The sequence below is a fragment of the Haloprofundus salilacus genome, from assembly GCF_020150815.1.
Classification (GTDB): Archaea; Halobacteriota; Halobacteria; order Halobacteriales; family Haloferacaceae; genus Haloprofundus; species Haloprofundus salilacus.
This window is the reverse complement of record NZ_CP083723.1, coordinates 2,141,026-2,158,656: the sequence shown is the minus strand read 5'-3', so window position 1 is coordinate 2,158,656 and position 17,631 is coordinate 2,141,026. Positions and strand designations below refer to the sequence as shown.

19 protein-coding genes are annotated in these 17,631 nt (G+C 66.1%); 7 read left to right on the top strand and 12 right to left on the bottom strand.

Translation table 11 applies throughout. The features are described 5' to 3' along the window. Positions 1 to 13 precede the first annotated feature (13 nt). The 3 genes from LAQ58_RS11120 to LAQ58_RS11110 form a co-directional block, all read right to left on the bottom strand. A complete protein-coding gene (locus tag LAQ58_RS11120) occupies positions 14 to 1,459 on the bottom strand; it encodes a sugar porter family MFS transporter (RefSeq protein ID WP_224447532.1) in 1,446 nt (481 codons plus the stop codon). A 240-nt stretch (positions 1,460 to 1,699) separates the two neighbouring features. Further along, complete coding sequence (locus tag LAQ58_RS11115) at positions 1,700 to 2,608, bottom strand: glycosyltransferase family 2 protein (protein WP_224447531.1); 909 nt, start codon at positions 2,606 to 2,608, stop codon at positions 1,700 to 1,702. A gap of 292 nt (positions 2,609 to 2,900) precedes the next feature. Next, positions 2,901 to 3,173: a MarR family transcriptional regulator gene (locus LAQ58_RS11110; protein ID WP_224447530.1), complete on the bottom strand. Its 273-nt coding sequence runs from the start codon at positions 3,171 to 3,173 to the stop codon at positions 2,901 to 2,903. Between the two features lie 138 nt (positions 3,174 to 3,311). On the opposite strand from LAQ58_RS11110, the gene LAQ58_RS11105 reads away from it, so the two are divergent. Further along, positions 3,312 to 3,704 (top strand): PPOX class F420-dependent oxidoreductase, encoded by a 393-nt coding sequence (locus LAQ58_RS11105; protein ID WP_224447529.1) that lies wholly within the window; start codon positions 3,312 to 3,314, stop codon positions 3,702 to 3,704. Positions 3,705 to 3,719: 15 nt separating this feature from the next. On the opposite strand, the gene LAQ58_RS11100 is transcribed toward LAQ58_RS11105, so the two are convergent. Then, positions 3,720 to 3,881 (bottom strand): hypothetical protein, encoded by a 162-nt coding sequence (locus tag LAQ58_RS11100; protein ID WP_224447528.1) that lies wholly within the window; start codon positions 3,879 to 3,881, stop codon positions 3,720 to 3,722. 98 nt (positions 3,882 to 3,979) lie between these two features. Here LAQ58_RS11100 and LAQ58_RS11095 point away from each other — a divergent pair, with 98 nt between their 5' ends. Further along, entirely contained in the window at positions 3,980 to 4,687 is a 708-nt protein-coding gene (locus LAQ58_RS11095) for a class I SAM-dependent methyltransferase (protein WP_224447527.1), read from the top strand. A 29-nt stretch (positions 4,688 to 4,716) separates the two neighbouring features. Here the strand turns inward: LAQ58_RS11095 and LAQ58_RS11090 are convergent, their stop codons facing one another. Together LAQ58_RS11090 and LAQ58_RS11085 are read right to left on the bottom strand one after the other, a co-directional pair. Continuing rightward, positions 4,717 to 5,121: a TRAM domain-containing protein gene (locus LAQ58_RS11090; RefSeq protein WP_224447526.1), complete on the bottom strand. Its 405-nt coding sequence runs from the start codon at positions 5,119 to 5,121 to the stop codon at positions 4,717 to 4,719. A 101-nt stretch (positions 5,122 to 5,222) separates the two neighbouring features. Continuing rightward, positions 5,223 to 5,951, bottom strand: coding sequence for a YkgJ family cysteine cluster protein (locus LAQ58_RS11085; RefSeq protein WP_224447525.1), 729 nt, complete (start codon positions 5,949 to 5,951; stop codon positions 5,223 to 5,225). A gap of 103 nt (positions 5,952 to 6,054) precedes the next feature. Between LAQ58_RS11085 and LAQ58_RS11080 the strand changes: the two genes are divergently transcribed. Both LAQ58_RS11080 and LAQ58_RS11075 read left to right on the top strand, forming a co-directional pair. After that, complete coding sequence (locus LAQ58_RS11080) at positions 6,055 to 7,551, top strand: sensor histidine kinase (protein WP_224447524.1); 1,497 nt, start codon at positions 6,055 to 6,057, stop codon at positions 7,549 to 7,551. A 57-nt stretch (positions 7,552 to 7,608) separates the two neighbouring features. Continuing rightward, positions 7,609 to 8,061, top strand: coding sequence for a response regulator (locus LAQ58_RS11075; protein ID WP_224447523.1), 453 nt, complete (start codon positions 7,609 to 7,611; stop codon positions 8,059 to 8,061). Positions 8,062 to 8,167: 106 nt separating this feature from the next. Here LAQ58_RS11075 and LAQ58_RS11070 read toward each other — a convergent pair whose 3' ends face one another. The 3 genes from LAQ58_RS11070 to LAQ58_RS11060 form a co-directional block, all read right to left on the bottom strand. Continuing rightward, positions 8,168 to 8,968, bottom strand: coding sequence for an MBL fold metallo-hydrolase (locus tag LAQ58_RS11070; RefSeq protein ID WP_224447522.1), 801 nt, complete (start codon positions 8,966 to 8,968; stop codon positions 8,168 to 8,170). Beyond that, a complete protein-coding gene (locus LAQ58_RS11065; RefSeq protein ID WP_224447521.1) occupies positions 8,968 to 10,689 on the bottom strand; it encodes a radical SAM protein in 1,722 nt (573 codons plus the stop codon). Before LAQ58_RS11065 ends, LAQ58_RS11070 begins: the two co-directional genes overlap by 1 nt. Before the next feature lie 107 nt (positions 10,690 to 10,796). Beyond that, positions 10,797 to 11,627: a DUF429 domain-containing protein gene (locus LAQ58_RS11060; RefSeq protein ID WP_224447520.1), complete on the bottom strand. Its 831-nt coding sequence runs from the start codon at positions 11,625 to 11,627 to the stop codon at positions 10,797 to 10,799. 162 nt (positions 11,628 to 11,789) lie between these two features. On the opposite strand from LAQ58_RS11060, the gene LAQ58_RS11055 reads away from it, so the two are divergent. Continuing rightward, positions 11,790 to 11,948: a DUF7559 family protein gene (locus LAQ58_RS11055; RefSeq protein WP_224447519.1), complete on the top strand. Its 159-nt coding sequence runs from the start codon at positions 11,790 to 11,792 to the stop codon at positions 11,946 to 11,948. After that, complete coding sequence (locus LAQ58_RS19100; protein ID WP_425490649.1) at positions 11,945 to 12,712, top strand: Hsp20/alpha crystallin family protein; 768 nt, start codon at positions 11,945 to 11,947, stop codon at positions 12,710 to 12,712. The genes LAQ58_RS11055 and LAQ58_RS19100 overlap by 4 nt, the downstream gene beginning before the upstream one ends. A 24-nt stretch (positions 12,713 to 12,736) precedes the next feature. On the opposite strand, the gene LAQ58_RS11045 is transcribed toward LAQ58_RS19100, so the two are convergent. Together LAQ58_RS11045 and LAQ58_RS11040 are read right to left on the bottom strand one after the other, a co-directional pair. Then, complete coding sequence (locus tag LAQ58_RS11045; protein ID WP_224447518.1) at positions 12,737 to 13,903, bottom strand: NAD(P)/FAD-dependent oxidoreductase; 1,167 nt, start codon at positions 13,901 to 13,903, stop codon at positions 12,737 to 12,739. 157 nt (positions 13,904 to 14,060) lie between these two features. Then, on the bottom strand, positions 14,061 to 14,846 hold the full coding sequence (locus LAQ58_RS11040; protein ID WP_224447517.1) for a DUF7388 family protein: 786 nt from the start codon (positions 14,844 to 14,846) through the stop codon (positions 14,061 to 14,063). A gap of 230 nt (positions 14,847 to 15,076) precedes the next feature. Between LAQ58_RS11040 and LAQ58_RS11035 the strand changes: the two genes are divergently transcribed. After that, positions 15,077 to 16,897: a formate/nitrite transporter family protein gene (locus LAQ58_RS11035; RefSeq protein ID WP_224447516.1), complete on the top strand. Its 1,821-nt coding sequence runs from the start codon at positions 15,077 to 15,079 to the stop codon at positions 16,895 to 16,897. Positions 16,898 to 17,012: 115 nt separating this feature from the next. Here the strand turns inward: LAQ58_RS11035 and LAQ58_RS11030 are convergent, their stop codons facing one another. Beyond that, on the bottom strand, positions 17,013 to 17,612 hold the full coding sequence (locus LAQ58_RS11030; RefSeq protein WP_224447515.1) for an NUDIX hydrolase: 600 nt from the start codon (positions 17,610 to 17,612) through the stop codon (positions 17,013 to 17,015). Positions 17,613 to 17,631: the final 19 nt, after the last annotated feature.

Below are 17,631 nucleotides of genomic sequence, written 5' to 3'. Positions count from 1 at the left end.
TCGACCGACGCCGTCAGTCGTCCTCGGGCGTCCCGTCGCCGGTCGTGGTCACCGCGTTGCTGCCGACCGCGCTCTCGCGGAAGTCGGCCTCGATCTCCTCCAGCGAACGACCTTTCGTCTCCGGTACGAGGAAGTAACAGAACGCGAGTCCGGCGAGACTCAGCGCCGCGTAGAGCCAGAACGTTCCGCTCTGCCCCAGCAGCTCGACGACCTGCAGGAACGTGAGCGCGACGGCGAGGTTCGCTGCCCAGTTGACGACCGTCGCCACGCCCGCCGCCGACCCGCGGACCGACAGCGGGTAGATTTCGGAGATGAGCAGCCAGAACACCGGGCCGAGACCGATGGCGAAGAAGGCGACGTAGAGCATCAGGCTCCCCGTCGCCACCCACCCCAGAATTCCGGAAAGACCCGGGAGGTAGAACACCGCGCCCAATACGACGAGCGTCAGCGACATCCCGCCGAGACCGACGAGCAGGAGGGGTCGACGGCCGACCCGGTCGATGAGCGAGATAGCGACGACGGTCATCACGACGTTGACGACGCCGATGCCGACCGTCGCGAGGATGGACGCTGAGTCGCCGAACCCGGTCGACGAGAGGATGGTCGGCGCATAGTAGATGACCGTGTTGATGCCGGTCACCTGCTGGAACGCCGCGAGTCCGATACCGACGACGAGCATCGGGCGGACCCACGGTTCGAGCAGTTCGCGGAGGTTGTTGGACTCGACGGCGACGGTCTCCTTTATCTCGGCGATCTCCTCGGACACCGTCGTCTCGTCGCGCGTCTTCGACAGCACCTCTCGGGCGTCGTCTTCTCTACCCTGTTCGACGAGCCACCGGGGACTCTCGGGCATGAACAGCATCCCGACGCCGAGAACCACGGCGGGAACCATCCCGGCGCCGAGCATGACGCGCCACGCCCCGGAGTCGGCGAACGCGTAGTTGACGAAGTACGAGACGAGGATGCCGCTGGTCACCGCCAACTGGTTCAGCGAGACGAGCGACCCGCGAATCTTCGGCGGGGATATCTCGGAGATGTACAGCGGCCCGACCATCGAGGCGAAGCCGATGGCGAGGCCGTCGATGATACGCCCGATGACCAGTATCTCGACCGTCGGTGCGACGGCCATCAGGAGCGACCCGACGAAGAACACCACCGCTCCGACGAGGATGAGTCGACGGCGGCCGATTCGGTCCGCGAGGCGACCGCCGACGGCCGCGCCCGCGACGGCACCGACGAGCGCCCCGCTCACGACCAGTCCCTCGACCCACGCCGTCCCGAGCCGTACCCCGAACAGCGTCGTCATCTGGAACGAGCGCTCGATGTAGAGAAACGCCCCGGAGATGATGCCTGTATCGAAGCCGAACAGGAGTCCGTTCAACGCCGCCAGAGCTGCGGTCACGTAGACGAATCGGTCGTAGTCGCCGAATCCCGACCCGTCGCTAGCTCGTGCGCTCATGCTATCTATCAGTGTTACATATTACAAACACAGTATTACAAACGTATTGGCTTAATTACTTGAGAAAATAATTATAGATAGTAGACGACCGTGTATTATTTCAAACGGTACGTTCCGCTGCGATGATGTGAAGCCAGCGAGAGAGGCGAGGGCAGTGAGCGACGAAACTCGTCTCGCTTCGCTCGACTTACCGCCGACACTCGCTTCACCCGTGTCGAGATTCGTCTCGTTTTACTCGGCTCACCGCCAGTCGTATCGTGCGACGGCGCGGTCAGCGCGCTTGGAGACGCCGTGGGGGTTGCGGGTGATCGAGCGGTCGCGGGCGCGGGCGACCAACCCGTCGGACGCACCCATCGAGATGCCGACGACGACGTCTCGGCCGTTGCCGACCCATCCGGTCGGCGTCGCCTCGCCGCGGGCCACGTCGCGGGCGGCGGCGTACGCGTCGCTGCCCGCGTGCGATATCGTTCGTCGGACGGTGGTTGGGCGGAGACCGTAGTTCTTCGCGAGGCGGTACGCCAGCGCGCGGTACTTCCAGTAGAGGTCTCGACGGTCGGTCCCGCCGTCGGCTTCCGTCTCGTACTCGCGGCGGACGCACGCGTCGGCCTGCCACGAGACGGTGCCGCCGAGTCCGGCGAGGCGGTGGGCCGCGTCGCGCGCGCCGCCGGTTTCGAGGTATTCGTCGAAGCCGTCCAGTTTGGTCAGCGTCTCGCTCCGGAAGGCGACGTTGCCGCCGCTAAAGTACGTCACCTCGCGGTCACGGATTCGACGGTGTTCCGGCGTCTCGGTCGTCATTCCCGCGCGTAGCGTTCGGTGGGTCGGGCCGGTGACCGCGTCGGCCTCGGCCAGTCCCTCGACGACGGCGTCGCGCCACGTCTCCTCGACGAGCAGGTCTTGACCGACGAAGGCGACGGCGTCGCCGGAGGCGACTTCGATGCCCGCGTTGCGGGCGACGTTCAGCGTCCGCGCCGACACTTCGACGAGCACGTCCACGTCGTCTCGGTCGCGGACCATCCCGGTCGTCCCGTCCGCCGAGGGACCGTTGACGACGATCACCTCTGCGTCCGGCGCGGCCGCCGCCAGCGCGTCGAGGCTGGCGGCGAGTTGGTCCCGACTGTTGAGCGTCGGGACGACGACCGAGAGTTCCATACCCCTCAGTATGCGACGAAGTACTTAAATTTCGTTACCATCCAACTGCGAGAGATGTCAGTCACTGCCACGCAAGAAGTCGGACGAGCGCGTTCTCGTCTGAACGCGTGACGTGGCCGATAGATATCGGCGACAGCGTACGTCGATACGGCGCTCGTCAACGACGGTGTTCGAGGACGGTCGGAGCCGATATGGTCGGGAGCGGAGAACGTGTGACGCCCCTGGGCAGAGTTACGTCGGCGGAGTCACGTCGGCGGAGAACTGTTCGGGGTAGTCGGTCGCTGTCGGTCGCTTACGTGTTGAGGAAGTACACCTGCTTGCGAGCGTCCTTGAAGCTGTAGCGCGACCCCACGAGGTCGGACTCTTCGAGGCGGTTCAGCGCGTAGCGGACGGTCCGGTCGGGGAGCAGCGATTCCTCGGCGAGTTGCCCCTGCGACAGTGGCGCGTCACCCTCCAGAACCTTGGCGACGAGTTTAGCGCTCGGCGGAAGTTCACGAAGGCGGTCGCGAAATTCGGTGTTCGAGAGGCGGTCTTGCTGGTTGGTCTCTGCGGTCGTGGTGCTCATACCGACTTCTTCCCTCGGTCCGTGGTAAAGCTTGGCTACATATGCGGCATACGTATCCAGACAGTATTAGTTCCTAATATCAATATATATGTCACCCCTTTGAGAAGGGTTTTGACGCCACACGCCGATGGTTCGAGCGTGATTCCATCGTCGCACGTCGACATTCTGGAGAAGGAGTCGTTCGCCCACGTCGCCACGATACTGCCCGACGGAACGCCGCAGGTGACGCCGGTCTGGGTCGACCACGACGACAGAGAGGCGATCCTGATAAACACCGCCCGCGGTCGTCGTAAGGAGAAGAACATCAAACAGAACCCGAACGTGAGCGTCTCGGTGCTCGATCCCGAGGACCCGTACCGCTACATCTCGGTGCGCGGGGAGGCGACGCTCACCGAAGAAGGGGCCGTCGACCACATCAACAAACTCGCGAAGAAGTATATGGACGTCGACGAGTACCCCCACCTCGGCGACGAGTCCGGCCCGCGCGTCATCGTGCGCATCCCCGTCGACCACGTCGTCACCAGCGGCTGAGCCGGTCGTCGACGTTCAGCCGCGGAAGTGGTCGGTCCGCGGCGCATCGCCGTGTCGCCGGTAGCGACCCATGAACGCCTCGCAGTTCGGACAGTGCACCAGCGTCAGCCCCGGGAGCTCGTGACGAACCAACTCCTCGGGCGGATTGTCGGCGTGGCAGTGTCTACAGGTGGCCATACCGGATCTATGTCGCGTGCGAGCATAAGGCACAGTTCGCGGATTCCGACCTGTCATCCAGTACGGTTTTGGTGTTTCGGTGTGCAGTCGGAAGTAGCGTGAAAGGACAGGAGTGGTACCAGGCCGACGACGTAGCCCGCGAGTACGACTCGAAGCGGTTCTCGAAGGGCGGGAGACTCATCGACCGCCGCGAGAAGAAGGCGGTGCTGTCGGCGCTCGGACCGGTCGAAGAGAAGAACGTGCTCGAAATCGCGTGCGGAACCGGTCGTTTCACCGTCGCGCTCGCCGAACGCGGAGCCAACGTCGTCGGACTCGACATCTCGGCGGCGATGATGGCGCAGGGCCGACAGAAAGCGCGGAGCGCGGGCGTCGGCGACCGCATCGAGTTCATCCGCGGCGACGCCGCCCGACTGCCGTTTCCCGACGACCATTTCGACGCCGTAATGGCGATGCGATTTTTCCACCTCGCGGACACCCCCGCGAAGTTCCTCGCGGAAATGTGTCGCGTCTCCAAAGAACAGGTGTTTTTCGACACGTTCAACAGTTTCAGCACGCGCGTCGTCTACAACTGGCTGTTGCCGATGGGGTCGCACCTCTACTCGCGCGAGGACGTCGAGCGCCTACTCGAAGGCGCGGGTCTCCGCTTGGCCGACGAGTCGCACGACTTCATCCTCCCGTACGGTCTCTACCGGAAGATCCCCAACGGTATCGCCGGAGAACTCCGGGAGTTAGACGAGACAATTCGAAACAATGCGCTCGGCGAGAAGCTCGCGTCGGTGTCGTACTGGAACGCGGAAGTCGTGTAGCGACTCCCGTATCGGGAGCGCCCGACGGATCAGAACTCGTCTTCGATGACTTCGCCGACGGCGAAGTTCGATTTCACTTCAGTGATCTCTATCTTCACCCGTTCACCGACGTCCGCGTCCGGGACGATGATGACGTAGCCGCGCTCGACGCGGGCGATGCCGTCGCCCTGCTTGCCGATATCTTCGATTTCGACGTAACGCAGTTCGCCGATTTCGACCGGCGGTTGCGGTTCGTCGGCGTCGGTCGCCGACGCCGACTCTCCGGTCGACGCGCCGGAGTTCGCCTCGCGGGAGATGAGCGCGACGCGGTACGTCTCGCCCGCCTCGATAGATCCGGTTTCGACCTCCCGACGCGGGATTTCGACCGTGTAAGAGTCGCCGTCGCTGCGCACTTCCGCGCTGAACAGACACAGGAGTTTATCTGAGATTTCCAAGGGAGAGGCCTCCACCGTGTGGGTCGGTGTCCGTCGTTAAAGATGTACCGCCGCCAACACTGTTCCGACTCCTGATACGCGAGCGCCTCTGAGCGGCCGGTTCAGCGCGGCGTCCCGTCCGGTCGTTTCGCCCCTTCGGAGTCGTGGACGACGACCTCGCCAGACGCTCGCTCCGTCGGCGCATAGTTGTCTCGAACGCCTATCGCCTCCTCGAGTTCCCGGACGGCGCGCGCCTTGAGCGCCGCTGCGAGTTCCTCGGCGTCCTCGCGAGCGATGTCGCGGCCGAGCCCTTCGCACTCGTGGGCGCGGACCATCCCCTCGCCGTCGACGGCCTCGCCCATCGGCTGGGTCGTCCCGCCGAGGTCGACGGAGAACGGATACGTCCGACAGATGATCGGGCGGTTCTCGTGGACTGAACACGCGCCCGTGCCGTTCTCGTCTTCCTCGTAGAACGTGCAGTCGCCGCAGGCGTCGGTCTGTAGCGCCCACTCGAACGTTTCGCCCTCCGCGTCGCCGTCTTCGCTCTGGGCGAGTCCGTACGGCATCGGCCGGGCGACGTCGCGCCATTCCCGCGAGGGGACCGAGCGGGGGCTCGAAGTGACATCGTCGCTTCGGTGGTCGTACTCTTTCGGGGTCTTCGCGTTGAGCTCCCGAATTTCGTCGGGAAACACGGTCGCCGTGTGCGGTTCCTCGTCGCCGTCCTCGGCGGTGTACCCTTTACAACAGGCTCCGCAGCGCGTGCACTCGAAGCCGATCGACTCGATAGCGTCGGCTAACTCGTCGGTGTCGAGGTCGGTCGCGCGTTCGAGTTCTGCTTCGAGCGATTGCACGAGCACGGATCAGGGTTGGAGGGTGAAAACGACATCGGGGCTCGTCGGCGAACCGACGTACACTACCGGTGAATTAATAGGGGTGCTGCGATTGGATGAATCAATGAGTAACGAGGCGAACACCGGCGAGTGGTCGAGTTCGATTCCGGATGAGGACTCCCGCCCCGAGTCGTTCGGGTTGGTGAACGGACTCGACGCGCTGCGGTCAAGCCCCGAGTTCCGCGGCCCCGTCGAACCGCTCGACGGACAGGCGCTCAACGAACACATCGCGCTCTTCTACGAGAGTCTTGACGACCAGCTCTCCGTGACGGTGCCGTTCATCCGCCAGGGTCTCGAACAGGACGAACGGTGCATCTACGTCGTCGACGAGGTCTCGACGGAGACAGTCGTCGAGGCGATGCGCGACTACGATATCGACGTCGAGGCGGCCCTCGAATCCGGCGCTCTGGAGTTCTACACGATCGGCGAGACGTACCTCCGGACCGGGTCGTTCGACCCCGACGACATGATCGATTTCTACGCCTCCTTCATCGAGGAGACGACCGCGGAGTACACGGCCCTGCGCGTGACCGCCGAAACGTCGTGGATTCTCCACAACGACACGACGATCTCGAAGTTTATGGAGTACGAGAGCAAGGTGAACACTCTCTTCGACGAGGAGCCCGCCACCGCGCTCTGTCAGTACGATCTGAACGCAGTGCCGTCGGACGTCATCTGCGACATCATCCGCACGCACCCGCATCTCATCTACCAGAACACCGTCTGTCACAACTTCTACTACACGCCGCCGAGCGAGTTCTTCGAACCCGACCAGCCGAACCGGGAGGCCGACCGGATGCTCCGCACGCTCGTGGAGCGGACGAACGCGAAGGTGGAACTGAGCGAGAAAGTCGAGGAGCTCGAGGAGTCGAACGAGCGGCTGAAGCGGTTCGCCTACATCGCCAGCCACGACCTCCAGGAGCCGCTGCGGATGATCTCGAGCTACCTTCAACTCCTCGAACTGCAGTACGGTGACGAGCTCGACGAGGAGGCGAACGAGTACATCGGGTTCGCCGTCGAAGGCTCCGACCGCATGCGGGATATGGTTGAAGGACTGCTGGAGTACTCGCGGATCGACATGCAGGAGTCGTCGTTCCAACGGGTCGAGACCGACGTCATCCTCGAGAACGCCGCGAACGACCTCCAGTTGAAGATCGAGGAGAGCGGCGCCGAGATCATCGCCGACTCGCTTCCGGCGGTCGTCGGCGACCCGAACCAGCTCGAGCAGGTGTTCAGCAACCTCCTCTCGAACGCTATCAAGTACAGCGGCGACGATACGCCACGCGTGGAAGTCACGGCGGAACGCGTCGACGAGGGCTGGCGGTTCTCGGTCGCGGACAACGGCATCGGCATCGACCCGGCGTACGCCGACCAGATATTCGAGGTCTTCAACCGGCTCCACTCGAACGACGAGTACCAAGGGACGGGAATCGGCCTCTCGCTCTGTCAGAAGATCCTCGCCCACCACGGCGGCCGCATCTGGGTCGAGTCCGACCCCGGCGAGGGGTCGACGTTCTACTTCACGCTCCCCGGCGCCGACACGGAGGGCCAGTCGGAGTGACCGCTCGCCGCCGGCTCCCGCCGACGATAGACTGACGACGACTTCGCTTTCGCGCACATGACACACGACGCAGACGACCGAACGCTCGAGATACTGTTAGTGGAGGACAACCTCGGCGACGTCCGTCTACTCGAAATGGGGTTCGACCAGACCAACATCGACGAGACGTTCCACGTCGCCACGGACGGCGAGGAGGCGCTGGATTTTCTGTTCCGACGCGACGGCTACGAGTCGGCGTCGCACCCGGACGTCGTTCTATTGGACCTGAACCTGCCGAAGCTGAACGGTATCGAAGTCCTCGAGAGGATGCAGTCCCGCTCCAAACTCCGATCGGTTCCGGTGGTCGTACTGACTAGTTCACAGTCCGAAGACGACCGCGCCACGAGTCTCGAACGCGGCGCGAGCGCGTACCTTTCGAAGCCGGTCGACCCGTCTTCGTTCGTCTCGCTCGCGGAGGCGATCGCCGAGTTCGTCGACTCCGGGCGACTCCCCGAGCCGTTCGCCGAGTGACCGCTCCGAGCGGCCCTCACCGCCAACGTCGGTCGTACCGGATGCTGAGATCCGAACGCGATCTCCGTAGCGCCGACGATACGGCGATCCTCGCGTCGCGTCGGTCTCAGTCCGCCGGCCGAACCGTCCCGCCTTCGGGGTCCCACCCGACCCGCCCTGCGCGCGCCAGCTTCTCGACGTGGGCCGCCACCGTCGCCTTCGCGAGATCCTCGACCCCAGTGAGGTCCTTCTCGTAGGCCGCGTTGACCACGTCGTCGACAGTCGATGCGCCGCCCCGAATCGCCGTTTCTACCGCTCGCTCCCTGTCGAGTCGGTGCCGAATCAGTCGTTCGAGCGTCGCGCTCGGGTCGGCGATCTCCGGTCCGTGCCCCGGCAGGAGCCGCACCGGACGCTTCGCGCGCAATCGACGGAGCGCTGTCAGGTACGCGCGCACGTCGCCTTCGGGCGCGCCGACGACGACGCTCCCCTCGACGACGGCCAAATCACCGCAGAGAATCCGCTGGCGTCCCTCGCCGACACCGAACGCGACGTGGTCGACGGCGTGGCCCGGCGCGTCGAAGACGGTGACCGGCCCGGCGTCGGTCGCTATCTCGGTCCCCTCGGCGAACGTCCGGTCAGGTTCGACGCCGGTCGCTCGTTCGAATCGCTCTTCGCGCCAGCGACGCGCCCACACCGTCGCGCCGGTCTCCTCGGCGTAGTCGGCGACCGCGCCCACGTGATCCGGGTGGGTGTGTGTGACGGCGACGTGCTTGACGTTCGCCTGGGCGACGAAGGCGTCGAGCGCGCTGGTCCGCGCGGCGGGGTCGACCAGAACTGCGGGGTCGTCGCCGACGAGGTACGCGTTCGTCGCGCCGGTCGGCGCGCGGGTGGCGACGGAGACGGAGACCCGGCGAACGCTCGACTCCATCAGTCGGCGCTTCCCACGTCGCCGTCGCCGACGCTGACGAACTTCGCGAGGGCGTCGTCCACGTCGTCCGCCGACTCGTACGGTCGGTTGACGATGACGTCGCCCGCTTTCGACCTGCCGAGACCGGGAATCGCGGTGAGTTCGTCCATCGACGCAGTGTTGACGTCGAGCGGGTGCGGCACGCCCGTCACCGAGCGGTAGCCGTAGTCGACGATGGCCGCGTCGACGGTTCGGCCGAGTTCGCGCTCGCCGGGGATGCCGACGAGGAGGGGGTACGTCCCGAGTTGGCGGCCGAACGTCGTGCCGTCCTGATGGTATTCGAGGTGGACGTTCTCCAGCACCGTCCCGGGCGGCGCGACGCGCTTGAGCATCGGCCGGTCTATCTCCTCGCGGACCTCCCGTTTGTACTTCTTGAACAGTTTCTTGTGCTCCTTCGCGATCTGCGACCCGGTCGACGACATCTCGGTGCCGTCGAACGCCATCACTTGTCGGATGTTGATGCGGCGGACCATCAGCCCCTCGTCGTACACCCGATGGAGGAACCGCTTATTGTGCGCGAACGTTTCCTCGCGCTCGCCCATCAGTCCGTGCAGGAGGTTGATGCCGGGGAGCAGTTTGGGGAGGCGGCTCGCGGCTTCGTCGCCGAACGTCGGTGCGTCCGCGGGGTCTTCGCCGGGTCGCCACCCGCCCTCCTCGTTGACGATTTTCACCGCCTCGAAGCACTCGTCGGCGCTCACGTTGAGGTTGTTCTCCTCCTGGACGACGGGGTCGGCCGATTCGAGGCCGAATGCAGCAGTATCGCCCGGCGTGTTGTGCTCGGCGATAATGCGGATGCACTCTCTGGACTCCTCGGGCCACCGCGCGATGGTGATGGGGTTCATGTTGTCGAGGTGGAGTGTCCCCAGATCGGGAGCTACCTCGCGGATGCCGCCGTAGAGTCGGCGGAGCGCGTCCGGGTTCGGCGCTTCGCCGTCACCGCCGAACGCGAGGATGTCGGCCTGGCGGCCGAGGCGGAAATGTCGCGCCCCGCGGTTGTAGAGGTTCCCGACCTCCTTGACGACGGAGTCGGCGGTCCGGAAGGACGGATTCCCGTAGAGCGGCTCCGTGCAGAATGAACAGCGGTAGGCGCAGCCGCGGGAGGTCTCCATCTCGCAGATCAGATAGTGCGGATGGTTCGGATGCTGTTCGACGACGAACGCGCCCTTGGCGGCCCAGCGGTCGAGTTCCTCGTTGTCGCGCATCCGGTTTCCGAACCCCTCTAGGCCGCTGTCGACGAGGTCGTAGGCGGCCGCCTCGACGTCGCCCTTCGCGACGAAGTCGTAGTCGAGATCTTTCCGTTCCATGTCTTGGCCGCCCGCGTTCTCCTCGCCGACGCCGAAGCGGATGGGACCGCCCATGAGCGTTGTCCCGTCGGCGGTCCACGCGAGTTCTTTCACCTCGTCGGGTTCGGCGGGCGTCCCACCGACGTAGCTGCCGGGAACGGTCATCCCGCCGATGTAGACGAACAGGTCCGCGTCGGCGACGTCGGCCCACTTTCGCCTGTCGTCGCGGAGTTCGTCGATGGTGTGGTACGTGATCTGCTCCTCGGGCACCCCGGCGTCGACCATCGCACCGGCGGTGAAGCGCGGGTACGTCGAGATGTACGGCGGCACGCCGAAGTGCGCCGGTTCGTCGACGTATCCGTCGACGAGCGTCACCCTGAGGTCGGCGGGGTCGGTCATAGACCCGGGTTGTCGGGCGACGGGTAAAACGGTGCGGTTCCGGTGCTCTGCCGACTACCGGAGTCGGGAGTCGTTCCTGCGGTCGGGCGGGCGTTGCGCCTCGGTGCTCAAACGTAGATGTAGCCTTCGACCGACGGGAGCTCGTCGGTCATCCGGAGGTTCGCGGGGTCGACGGCGTTGCGGAACGTCGCGAACGCGGCGACGACCGCTTCGAGGGCGCCGTCGCCGCCGTCGCGGACGCGTTCTCGAACCGACGAGGACAACTCGACGGCTCGGTCGGCGAGGTTGTCCAACACGAACGCCGGCGTCGGAGCGTCGTCGGCTGATTCTTCTCGCTCGCGATACCGGAGCGTGTCGAGCGTTCCGGCCGGGTACGTCTCCAGGACCAGCGGGCGGCCTTCGCGCGGCAGTTGCATCGGGACGATTCGCGCGGTGTCGGTCAGCACGAGCGGTCGCAACAGGTCGCGGATGCCGTAGAACGTCTCCGCACAGAGTCGCTCGTCGTAGGCGGCAACGGCGCTCAGCGGTTCCTCGGTCGCGCGGAGCACGCTCGACTCCGCGCCGTCGGTGACGAGGCGAGCGTGCATTCGACAGCGCTTGGCCATGTCCTCGGGCCCGGAGAACCAGTCGGGGAGTTGGTCGACGAAGCGTCGCCACCGTCGCTCAGGGACCACCGCCTTCGGAAGTCCGAACGGGAAGTCGAGTCCGACGGCGCACCGGCCGTCGAGACCGGCGACGAACGAGACGAGCGCGGCGACGGTGTCGGGTCGGTATGGGGAGACGCCGAACCGCTCTGCTACCGGGGCGCAGTCGACGATGCGCAACGACTGCTCCGTCACGTTCGCTTCGACGAACCAACTCCGTTCCCCCGCCTCTCGGGCGTGCGCGTCGAACACGACGCCGTACACGCGCTCGGGAAGCTGATACCCGTCGTTCATACAGTGTTTAGTTAGCTGACCCAAACTAGCCCGCGACCTTATAACCGGCGCCCGTATCCCGCGCGACCGGCGTCGTATCGTAGACAACCTATGTCCGTATCGCGCCGCCGACGGTCTGTTCGACCCAGCGCGTTTATTTGGATGGGACTGTTATCTGTCACCATGCCCGCGACGCTCGAAGTAGCCTGCACCAGTCCCGACTGTGAGATGGACATGTTCGAACTCCACTACACGTACGACATGCCCAACGACGTCGGCGTCAGTGACTTTGTCTGTCCGTACTGCCAGCAGACCGACTGCCTCGATGCCATCGAACTATGAACGATCTGCGAGAAATCGGCGAGTCGGTGGCCAACGCCGTCGTCGAACGGGTCGGCCGCGGATTCGGCCACGTCCAGGAACGAAAACCGCTCTCGTACGACCTGCTCGAGAGCGACGACAGCTATCTCGTCGTCTTCGACGCAGCCGGTGCGAGCAAGAGCGACGTGCAGGTCCGCTTCGTTGACACCGAGGTCCAGGTCCGAATCGACCGGTTCCGCGAGTTCCACGACGGCTACGAGATGCGATTCCCCGGCCGCGGTCTTTCGCTTGACGGGAAGGCAAAACTCCCAAACGACGCCACCGTCGACGCCGAGTCAGCAACGGCGACGGTGACGAAACACGGCACGCTCCGCGTCTACATCCCGAAGGCCGAGGAGGGCAAGAACGTCGCCGTCGAGGAAGAAACGGCGGCCACGGGCGTCGACGCCCGCGCGACCGGTGGTGAGACGAACGTCGTCGAGGAGAAACCGACCGAGGAGGAGGCGAAGGAGGCGGCGACCGCGCAGTCGGCGGACGAGAGCGACGCCGCCGGCACCGATGATACCGACGACGAGGACGACGCCTCTGCCGCAGGGACCGACGCGACGGCCTCCACCGAGTCGATGCTCGACGAGGAGGCGGCGGCCGAAGACCCCGACGCGCGACTCGAACCCGCCGAGGCGGCGGGTCAACCGACCGACGAGTCGATGGACGAAATCGACGACGAGTTCGTCGAACAGGCCGAAGCCCGCGACGAGGACGAAGACGACGAGAACCGTAACTGAACCGACCGTCCTTCGACTCTCGCGTCAGTCGAGCGCCATCCCTTCTCGAACCTCGAACGTCTCGTCGCCCGAAAAGCGCCTCGGGTCGAACGACGCAATTCCACCGTCTTCGCCGAGTATCTGCTTCGCAATCGCCTCGCCGGTCGCCGGCGCGCGCATGAACCCGTGACCCTGCCACCCGGCGGCGACGAACACGCCCTCTCTCAGTTCGCCGAGCAGCGGGTCGCCGTCGGGCGTCGCCGCACAGAGTCCCGCCCACGCCTGCGCCACGTCGAGGTCGTAGTCGGCGCGTTCGGTCAGTGCGGCCCGGATGTCGTCGACGAACCAGTCGTCGGCGTCGCGGTTCCACTCGTCCAGGTTGGCTTCGACCGGGACGGTGCCGTCGCCCGCCAGCACTCCGATCGGGTGCGGGCGGAAGTAGACGCCCGCCGTCGCGTCGTACACCATCGGGCCGTCGTACGCCTCGCGCCCGGTGAGCGCCTGTACGCGATACGGCTTCATAGGAACGGCGACGCCAGCCTCCGCGAACAGCCGTTTCGTCTGTGCCCCGGTGGCGACGAGGACGGCGTCGAACTCCCTCGTCGCCCCGTCGTCGCGTCGTTCTGTCCGCCGACCGCCGCTGTCGACGACGCCCGGCGGGTCGACGCTGAGGCCGACGGAACGCCCCGTCTCGAACGCCACACCCGCGTGCCGGGCTTTCGCGGCCATCGCCGAGACGTAACTCGCCGGATCCGTCCACCCCGCGTTCTCGGCGACGGCGGCCGCAAGCATGTCGTCTGTCCGGAGCGGGAAGCGGTCGCCGAGTTCCTCCGGGTCGACGACCGACACCTCCCGGCCGTGGACGCGCATCCGCTCGACGCTTGTCGCCATCGCGTCGGCCGCCGCCTCATCACCCTCGCGGGCGACCATCACGTACGGGCACTGTCGGAACTCGAAGCCGTCGTCGCCGGAGAACTCGCGGAAGCGCTCCAGCGCCCGCCCGCCGATTTCGGCGTCGATATCCTCGGCGTAGGCGTCGTAGAGGACGCCCGCCGCGCGCGCCGAACTGCCGTCGGCGGGCGTCGCCGACGCGTCGGAACGCGCGGCGTCGTACTCGCCGCGCTCGAACAGCGTCACGTCGATATCGCGTGCCGCAAGGTCGTACGCGGCGGTGAGACCGACCGCGCCGCCGCCGACGACGGCGACGCGCATCAGCGGCGCCCCTCCGAGAATCGGTGCGATGTGTGGTACGAGAATCGGTGGACGACGCGCCGGCGGAACCCGGAGGTGAGCGGTTGCATGCCCCGAATTCACGGTCGTCGCACTTAGCAGTTCGTCCGGCGGGTGAACGGAGAAACGAGGGTGGCGACTACAGGAACTCGCCGATGCCGCGGGCGGGGTAGCCGACGACGGTGTCGACGCCGAGCGATTCGAGCGCGGCGACCCGCTCGCGAACAGTTTCGGGCGCGCCGACGAGCGCGTAGTCGCGACTGGCTTTCGAGAGGACCTCTCTAGCGCGCCCCGTCGCGCGCGAATCCGTCTCGCAGCCCTCGGGTAGCGCCCGCGCGACGGGACGGCGGCGGGCGACGTAGCCCCCGACGGCGTCGAGAATCTCGTCCTCGTCGTCGGCGAGGACGGTCGGCGCGTACAGCGCGATCTCGCCGTCGTAGCCCGCGGCGCGCAGCGCCCGCACGTCGCGGTCGGTCGTCCGCGAGAGCAGTTCGTACTGCGTTCCGCCGGCGGCGAGCGCGATGCGCTCGATGCCCTCGGTGCCGACCCACGCCTTGGGGGCCGTCTCGCGGGCCGCCTTCAGTCGGGGGGCGACCGCTCTGCGCCGCTCGTCCTCGGAGAGGTAGGCGGCGTGGCCGGCGACGAGGACGCGGCCGACGCTCTCTGGGAGGTCGGCGACGCGTGAGTCGTCGCCGAGGGGGTCGAAGCCGTCGGCGCGGACCGGCGTCGTGAGTCGAACGTCGGCCGTCTCGGCGAGCGTTTCGAGAATCTCGGTCTCGGGCAGGTGGTCGGCCCCTTCGTAGTCGATTGCGACCGTCGCCGCCGAGAGATCGGCGGCGCGGCGCACGTCGCACTCGGCGGGTTTCAGTGCGACGGCGTCGATGCCAGTGTGCGAGAGTACAGACTCGTCGGTGAGCGCTTTCATCGGTTCACTCCAGGGCGACCGCTGTTCAGAAACGTCGATTCATCGTCGCGGAACTCGATCCATCGTCTGTGCGACCATGTGCTCCGCAGTACCCCCGTGGCAGTGAAAAGGATTCCGTTCCGGTCAGTATTGACGCCGCGTCACTTCGTGACACGGGGTATCACGGAAGTTGCGGTCGACGGCGGTTTTAAGGGTTAAACGCTTTGTAGTTCTGGCAGTTCGATTCGACAATGAACGACTCCGACTCCGAGAGGTCCGACCGGACGGACTCGGTGCGAGAGGCGGTCGACCGTTCCAAGAGCGGCGCACCTGCTGCCGGCGCGGTCATGCGGGACCGCTTTTCTTCCGACGAAGTGTTCCAGCGAATCGTCGCCGCGGCCGACGAGGAGATAACCTCGGGGAAACGAGAACTGTTCTTCAGCGGTCTCGCGGCGGGGTTCGCCATCACGATCACGTTTCTGTTGTACGTCTCCGTGTCGACGGCGACGGGCGAGGATCCGATTCTGAGCGCGCTGCTCTACCCGCTCGGCTTCATCTACATCATCATCGGCGGCTACCAACTCTACACGGAGAACACCCTCCCGCCGGTCGCACTGACGCTCGAACGCCTCGCCAGCGTCCCGGCGCTGTTACGCCACTGGCTCATCGTCCTCACGGGCAACTTCGCCGGCGCCGCAATCGGCGCGGCGGTGCTCACCTGGAGCGGCGTCTTCTCGCCGGAGGCGGCGACGGTGGCGACGCACATCTCCGAGCACGGTCTCCAGACGCCGTGGTGGGACCTGTTCTTCAAAGCCATCTTCGCCGGACTCATCGTCGCCGGCGTCGTCTGGGTCGTCTACGCCTCCCGCGACACGATATCCCGACTCGTCGTCGTCTACATGGCGTTTCTCTCGGTCCCGCTCGGCGGCCTGTTCCACGTAGTCGTCTCCTTCACCGAGATGATGTATCTCGTCTTCGGCGGCGAACTCGCCGTCTTCACCGGCTTCACCCAGTTCGTCCTCCCGGTACTTCTCGGCAACACCATCGGCGGTATCGCGCTGGTGACCGTCGTCAACTACTTCCAGACGAGCGAGCATCGCCTCGAATCGGCCCGGTTCGAGGGGGCGAACCGCCAACTCTCGATTCGTGAGTGGATGTTCGGCGGACTGGTCGGGCGCTCCTACGTCCCGCTCATCAACACCGCCACGGCCCCGGCGCTCGGCGAGGGCGACGACTACCGGCTGATGGTACCCATCGCGAACCCGCGCACCGAGTTGCGACTCGTGGAGTTCGCCTGCAAACTCGCCAGCCGGAACGACTCCGCGACCGTCCACCTCGTCCACATCGTCCAGATGCCGGGACGGGCGGCCCGCGGCTACGGGCGCAACCAACGCGAGCGAATCGCCGCGGAGTCCGAAGCGCAACTCGCGGAGGCCCGCGAGACGGTCGAGCGGTACGACGTCGGCTGCGAGACGTCGACCGTCGTCTCGCACCGCTCCTTCGAGGAGATATTCTCCATCGCCGCCCGCACGCGCGCTGACCTCGTCCTGATGGGCTGGGGGGGCAACGAGCTCTGGAGCGCCGCTCGCGCAGAGCGCCCGCTCGACGAGCTGGCCAACAAACTCCCCTGCGACTTCCTCATCCTCTCTGACCGCGACCTCGACACCTCGCGCGTCCTCCTGCCGACCGCGGGCGGACCGGACTCCGACCTGAGCGCCGAAGTCGCGCGGAAGCTTCGCACGACCGACGGCTCCGAGGCGAGCTTGCTGCACGTCGTCGACGGCGAAGACGAACGCGAGAAGGGCCAGCAGTTCCTCGACCGGTGGGCCGCCGAACACGACCTCGGCGACGCCGAACTCATCGTCGACGACTCCGGCGACATCGAGGGCGCTATCGCTCGCGAGGCCGCTGACCACACGCTCGTTATCGTCGGCGCGACCGAGCGCGGCCTGCTCTCGCGGCTCGTCGCCGGGTCGCTCAATCTCGACGTGCTCAGCAACCTCGACTGCTCCGTGTTGCTTGCCGAACGGCCGAGCGAGCGCAGCATCCTCAAGCGACTGTTCGGTCGGTAGTTCCCACTCTTTCTTCCCTCGTGCCTGCGGCGACCGTCGAGTCGACGCAGACAGAATAGTCGGCCCGGTCGAGATATTGGCTTGGACGAGAAATCGGCCCGGAAGGGGAGGCGAGTTATACGGGGTAGTCGGCGTCGGGGTCGACGACCCGGTCGGGTTCGGCGGGCGCTCGCCAGTCGGTCGTCAGTTCCAGCAGTTGGACGACCATCCGACCGGTCGCCCCCCAGACCGTGTACCCCTCGACGCGGAAGAAGTGGACGCGAATCGGCCCGTACGTCGGATGTTCGCGGTGTTCGGACTCGTAGTTGCCGAGGTCCGTCAGGTCGGCGACCGACAGCACCGCGATTTCGGCGACTTCCCGCTCGTCGGGGACGTATTCGCGGTCCGGCACGCGCCCGACGAACGGCCGGACCGAGTAGTCCGTGCTCGTCTCGATGTCGTCCAGTCGGCCGACGAGTTCGACCTCCTCGGGGCGCAGTCCGATCTCCTCCCGGGCCTCGCGTAGCGCCGTCGCCGTGAGGTCGGCGTCGCTCGGTTCGCGGCCGCCGCCGGGAAAGCTCATCTGCCCGGGATGCTCGCCGAGGTGATCGGCCCGCTTCGTGAACAGTAGATGCGGGTCGCCGTTCCGGAACAGCACGGGGGCGACGACCGCCGCCTGCCGCGTCGCTCCCTCCACGGCGGTCGCCTCGTGCCGCGCCACCCCACTCAGATCCATGTATCTTGGTATCGTTCGA

Coding starts and splice junctions, on each gene's coding strand:
- LAQ58_RS11065 (WP_224447521.1), bottom strand. CDS start 10,689: ATGACCGACCCCGCCGACCTCAGGGTGACGCTCGTCGACGGATACGTC.
- LAQ58_RS11035 (WP_224447516.1), top strand. CDS start 15,077: ATGAACGACTCCGACTCCGAGAGGTCCGACCGGACGGACTCGGTGCGA.
- LAQ58_RS11080 (WP_224447524.1), top strand. CDS start 6,055: ATGAGTAACGAGGCGAACACCGGCGAGTGGTCGAGTTCGATTCCGGAT.
- LAQ58_RS11115 (WP_224447531.1), bottom strand. CDS start 2,608: ATGGAACTCTCGGTCGTCGTCCCGACGCTCAACAGTCGGGACCAACTC.
- LAQ58_RS11055 (WP_224447519.1), top strand. CDS start 11,790: ATGCCCGCGACGCTCGAAGTAGCCTGCACCAGTCCCGACTGTGAGATG.
- LAQ58_RS11100 (WP_224447528.1), bottom strand. CDS start 3,881: ATGGCCACCTGTAGACACTGCCACGCCGACAATCCGCCCGAGGAGTTG.
- LAQ58_RS19100 (WP_425490649.1), top strand. CDS start 11,945: ATGAACGATCTGCGAGAAATCGGCGAGTCGGTGGCCAACGCCGTCGTC.
- LAQ58_RS11070 (WP_224447522.1), bottom strand. CDS start 8,968: ATGGAGTCGAGCGTTCGCCGGGTCTCCGTCTCCGTCGCCACCCGCGCG.
- LAQ58_RS11075 (WP_224447523.1), top strand. CDS start 7,609: ATGACACACGACGCAGACGACCGAACGCTCGAGATACTGTTAGTGGAG.
- LAQ58_RS11030 (WP_224447515.1), bottom strand. CDS start 17,612: ATGGATCTGAGTGGGGTGGCGCGGCACGAGGCGACCGCCGTGGAGGGA.
- LAQ58_RS11060 (WP_224447520.1), bottom strand. CDS start 11,627: ATGAACGACGGGTATCAGCTTCCCGAGCGCGTGTACGGCGTCGTGTTC.
- LAQ58_RS11110 (WP_224447530.1), bottom strand. CDS start 3,173: ATGAGCACCACGACCGCAGAGACCAACCAGCAAGACCGCCTCTCGAAC.
- LAQ58_RS11040 (WP_224447517.1), bottom strand. CDS start 14,846: ATGAAAGCGCTCACCGACGAGTCTGTACTCTCGCACACTGGCATCGAC.
- LAQ58_RS11120 (WP_224447532.1), bottom strand. CDS start 1,459: ATGAGCGCACGAGCTAGCGACGGGTCGGGATTCGGCGACTACGACCGA.
- LAQ58_RS11045 (WP_224447518.1), bottom strand. CDS start 13,903: ATGCGCGTCGCCGTCGTCGGCGGCGGCGCGGTCGGTCTCACCGCCGCG.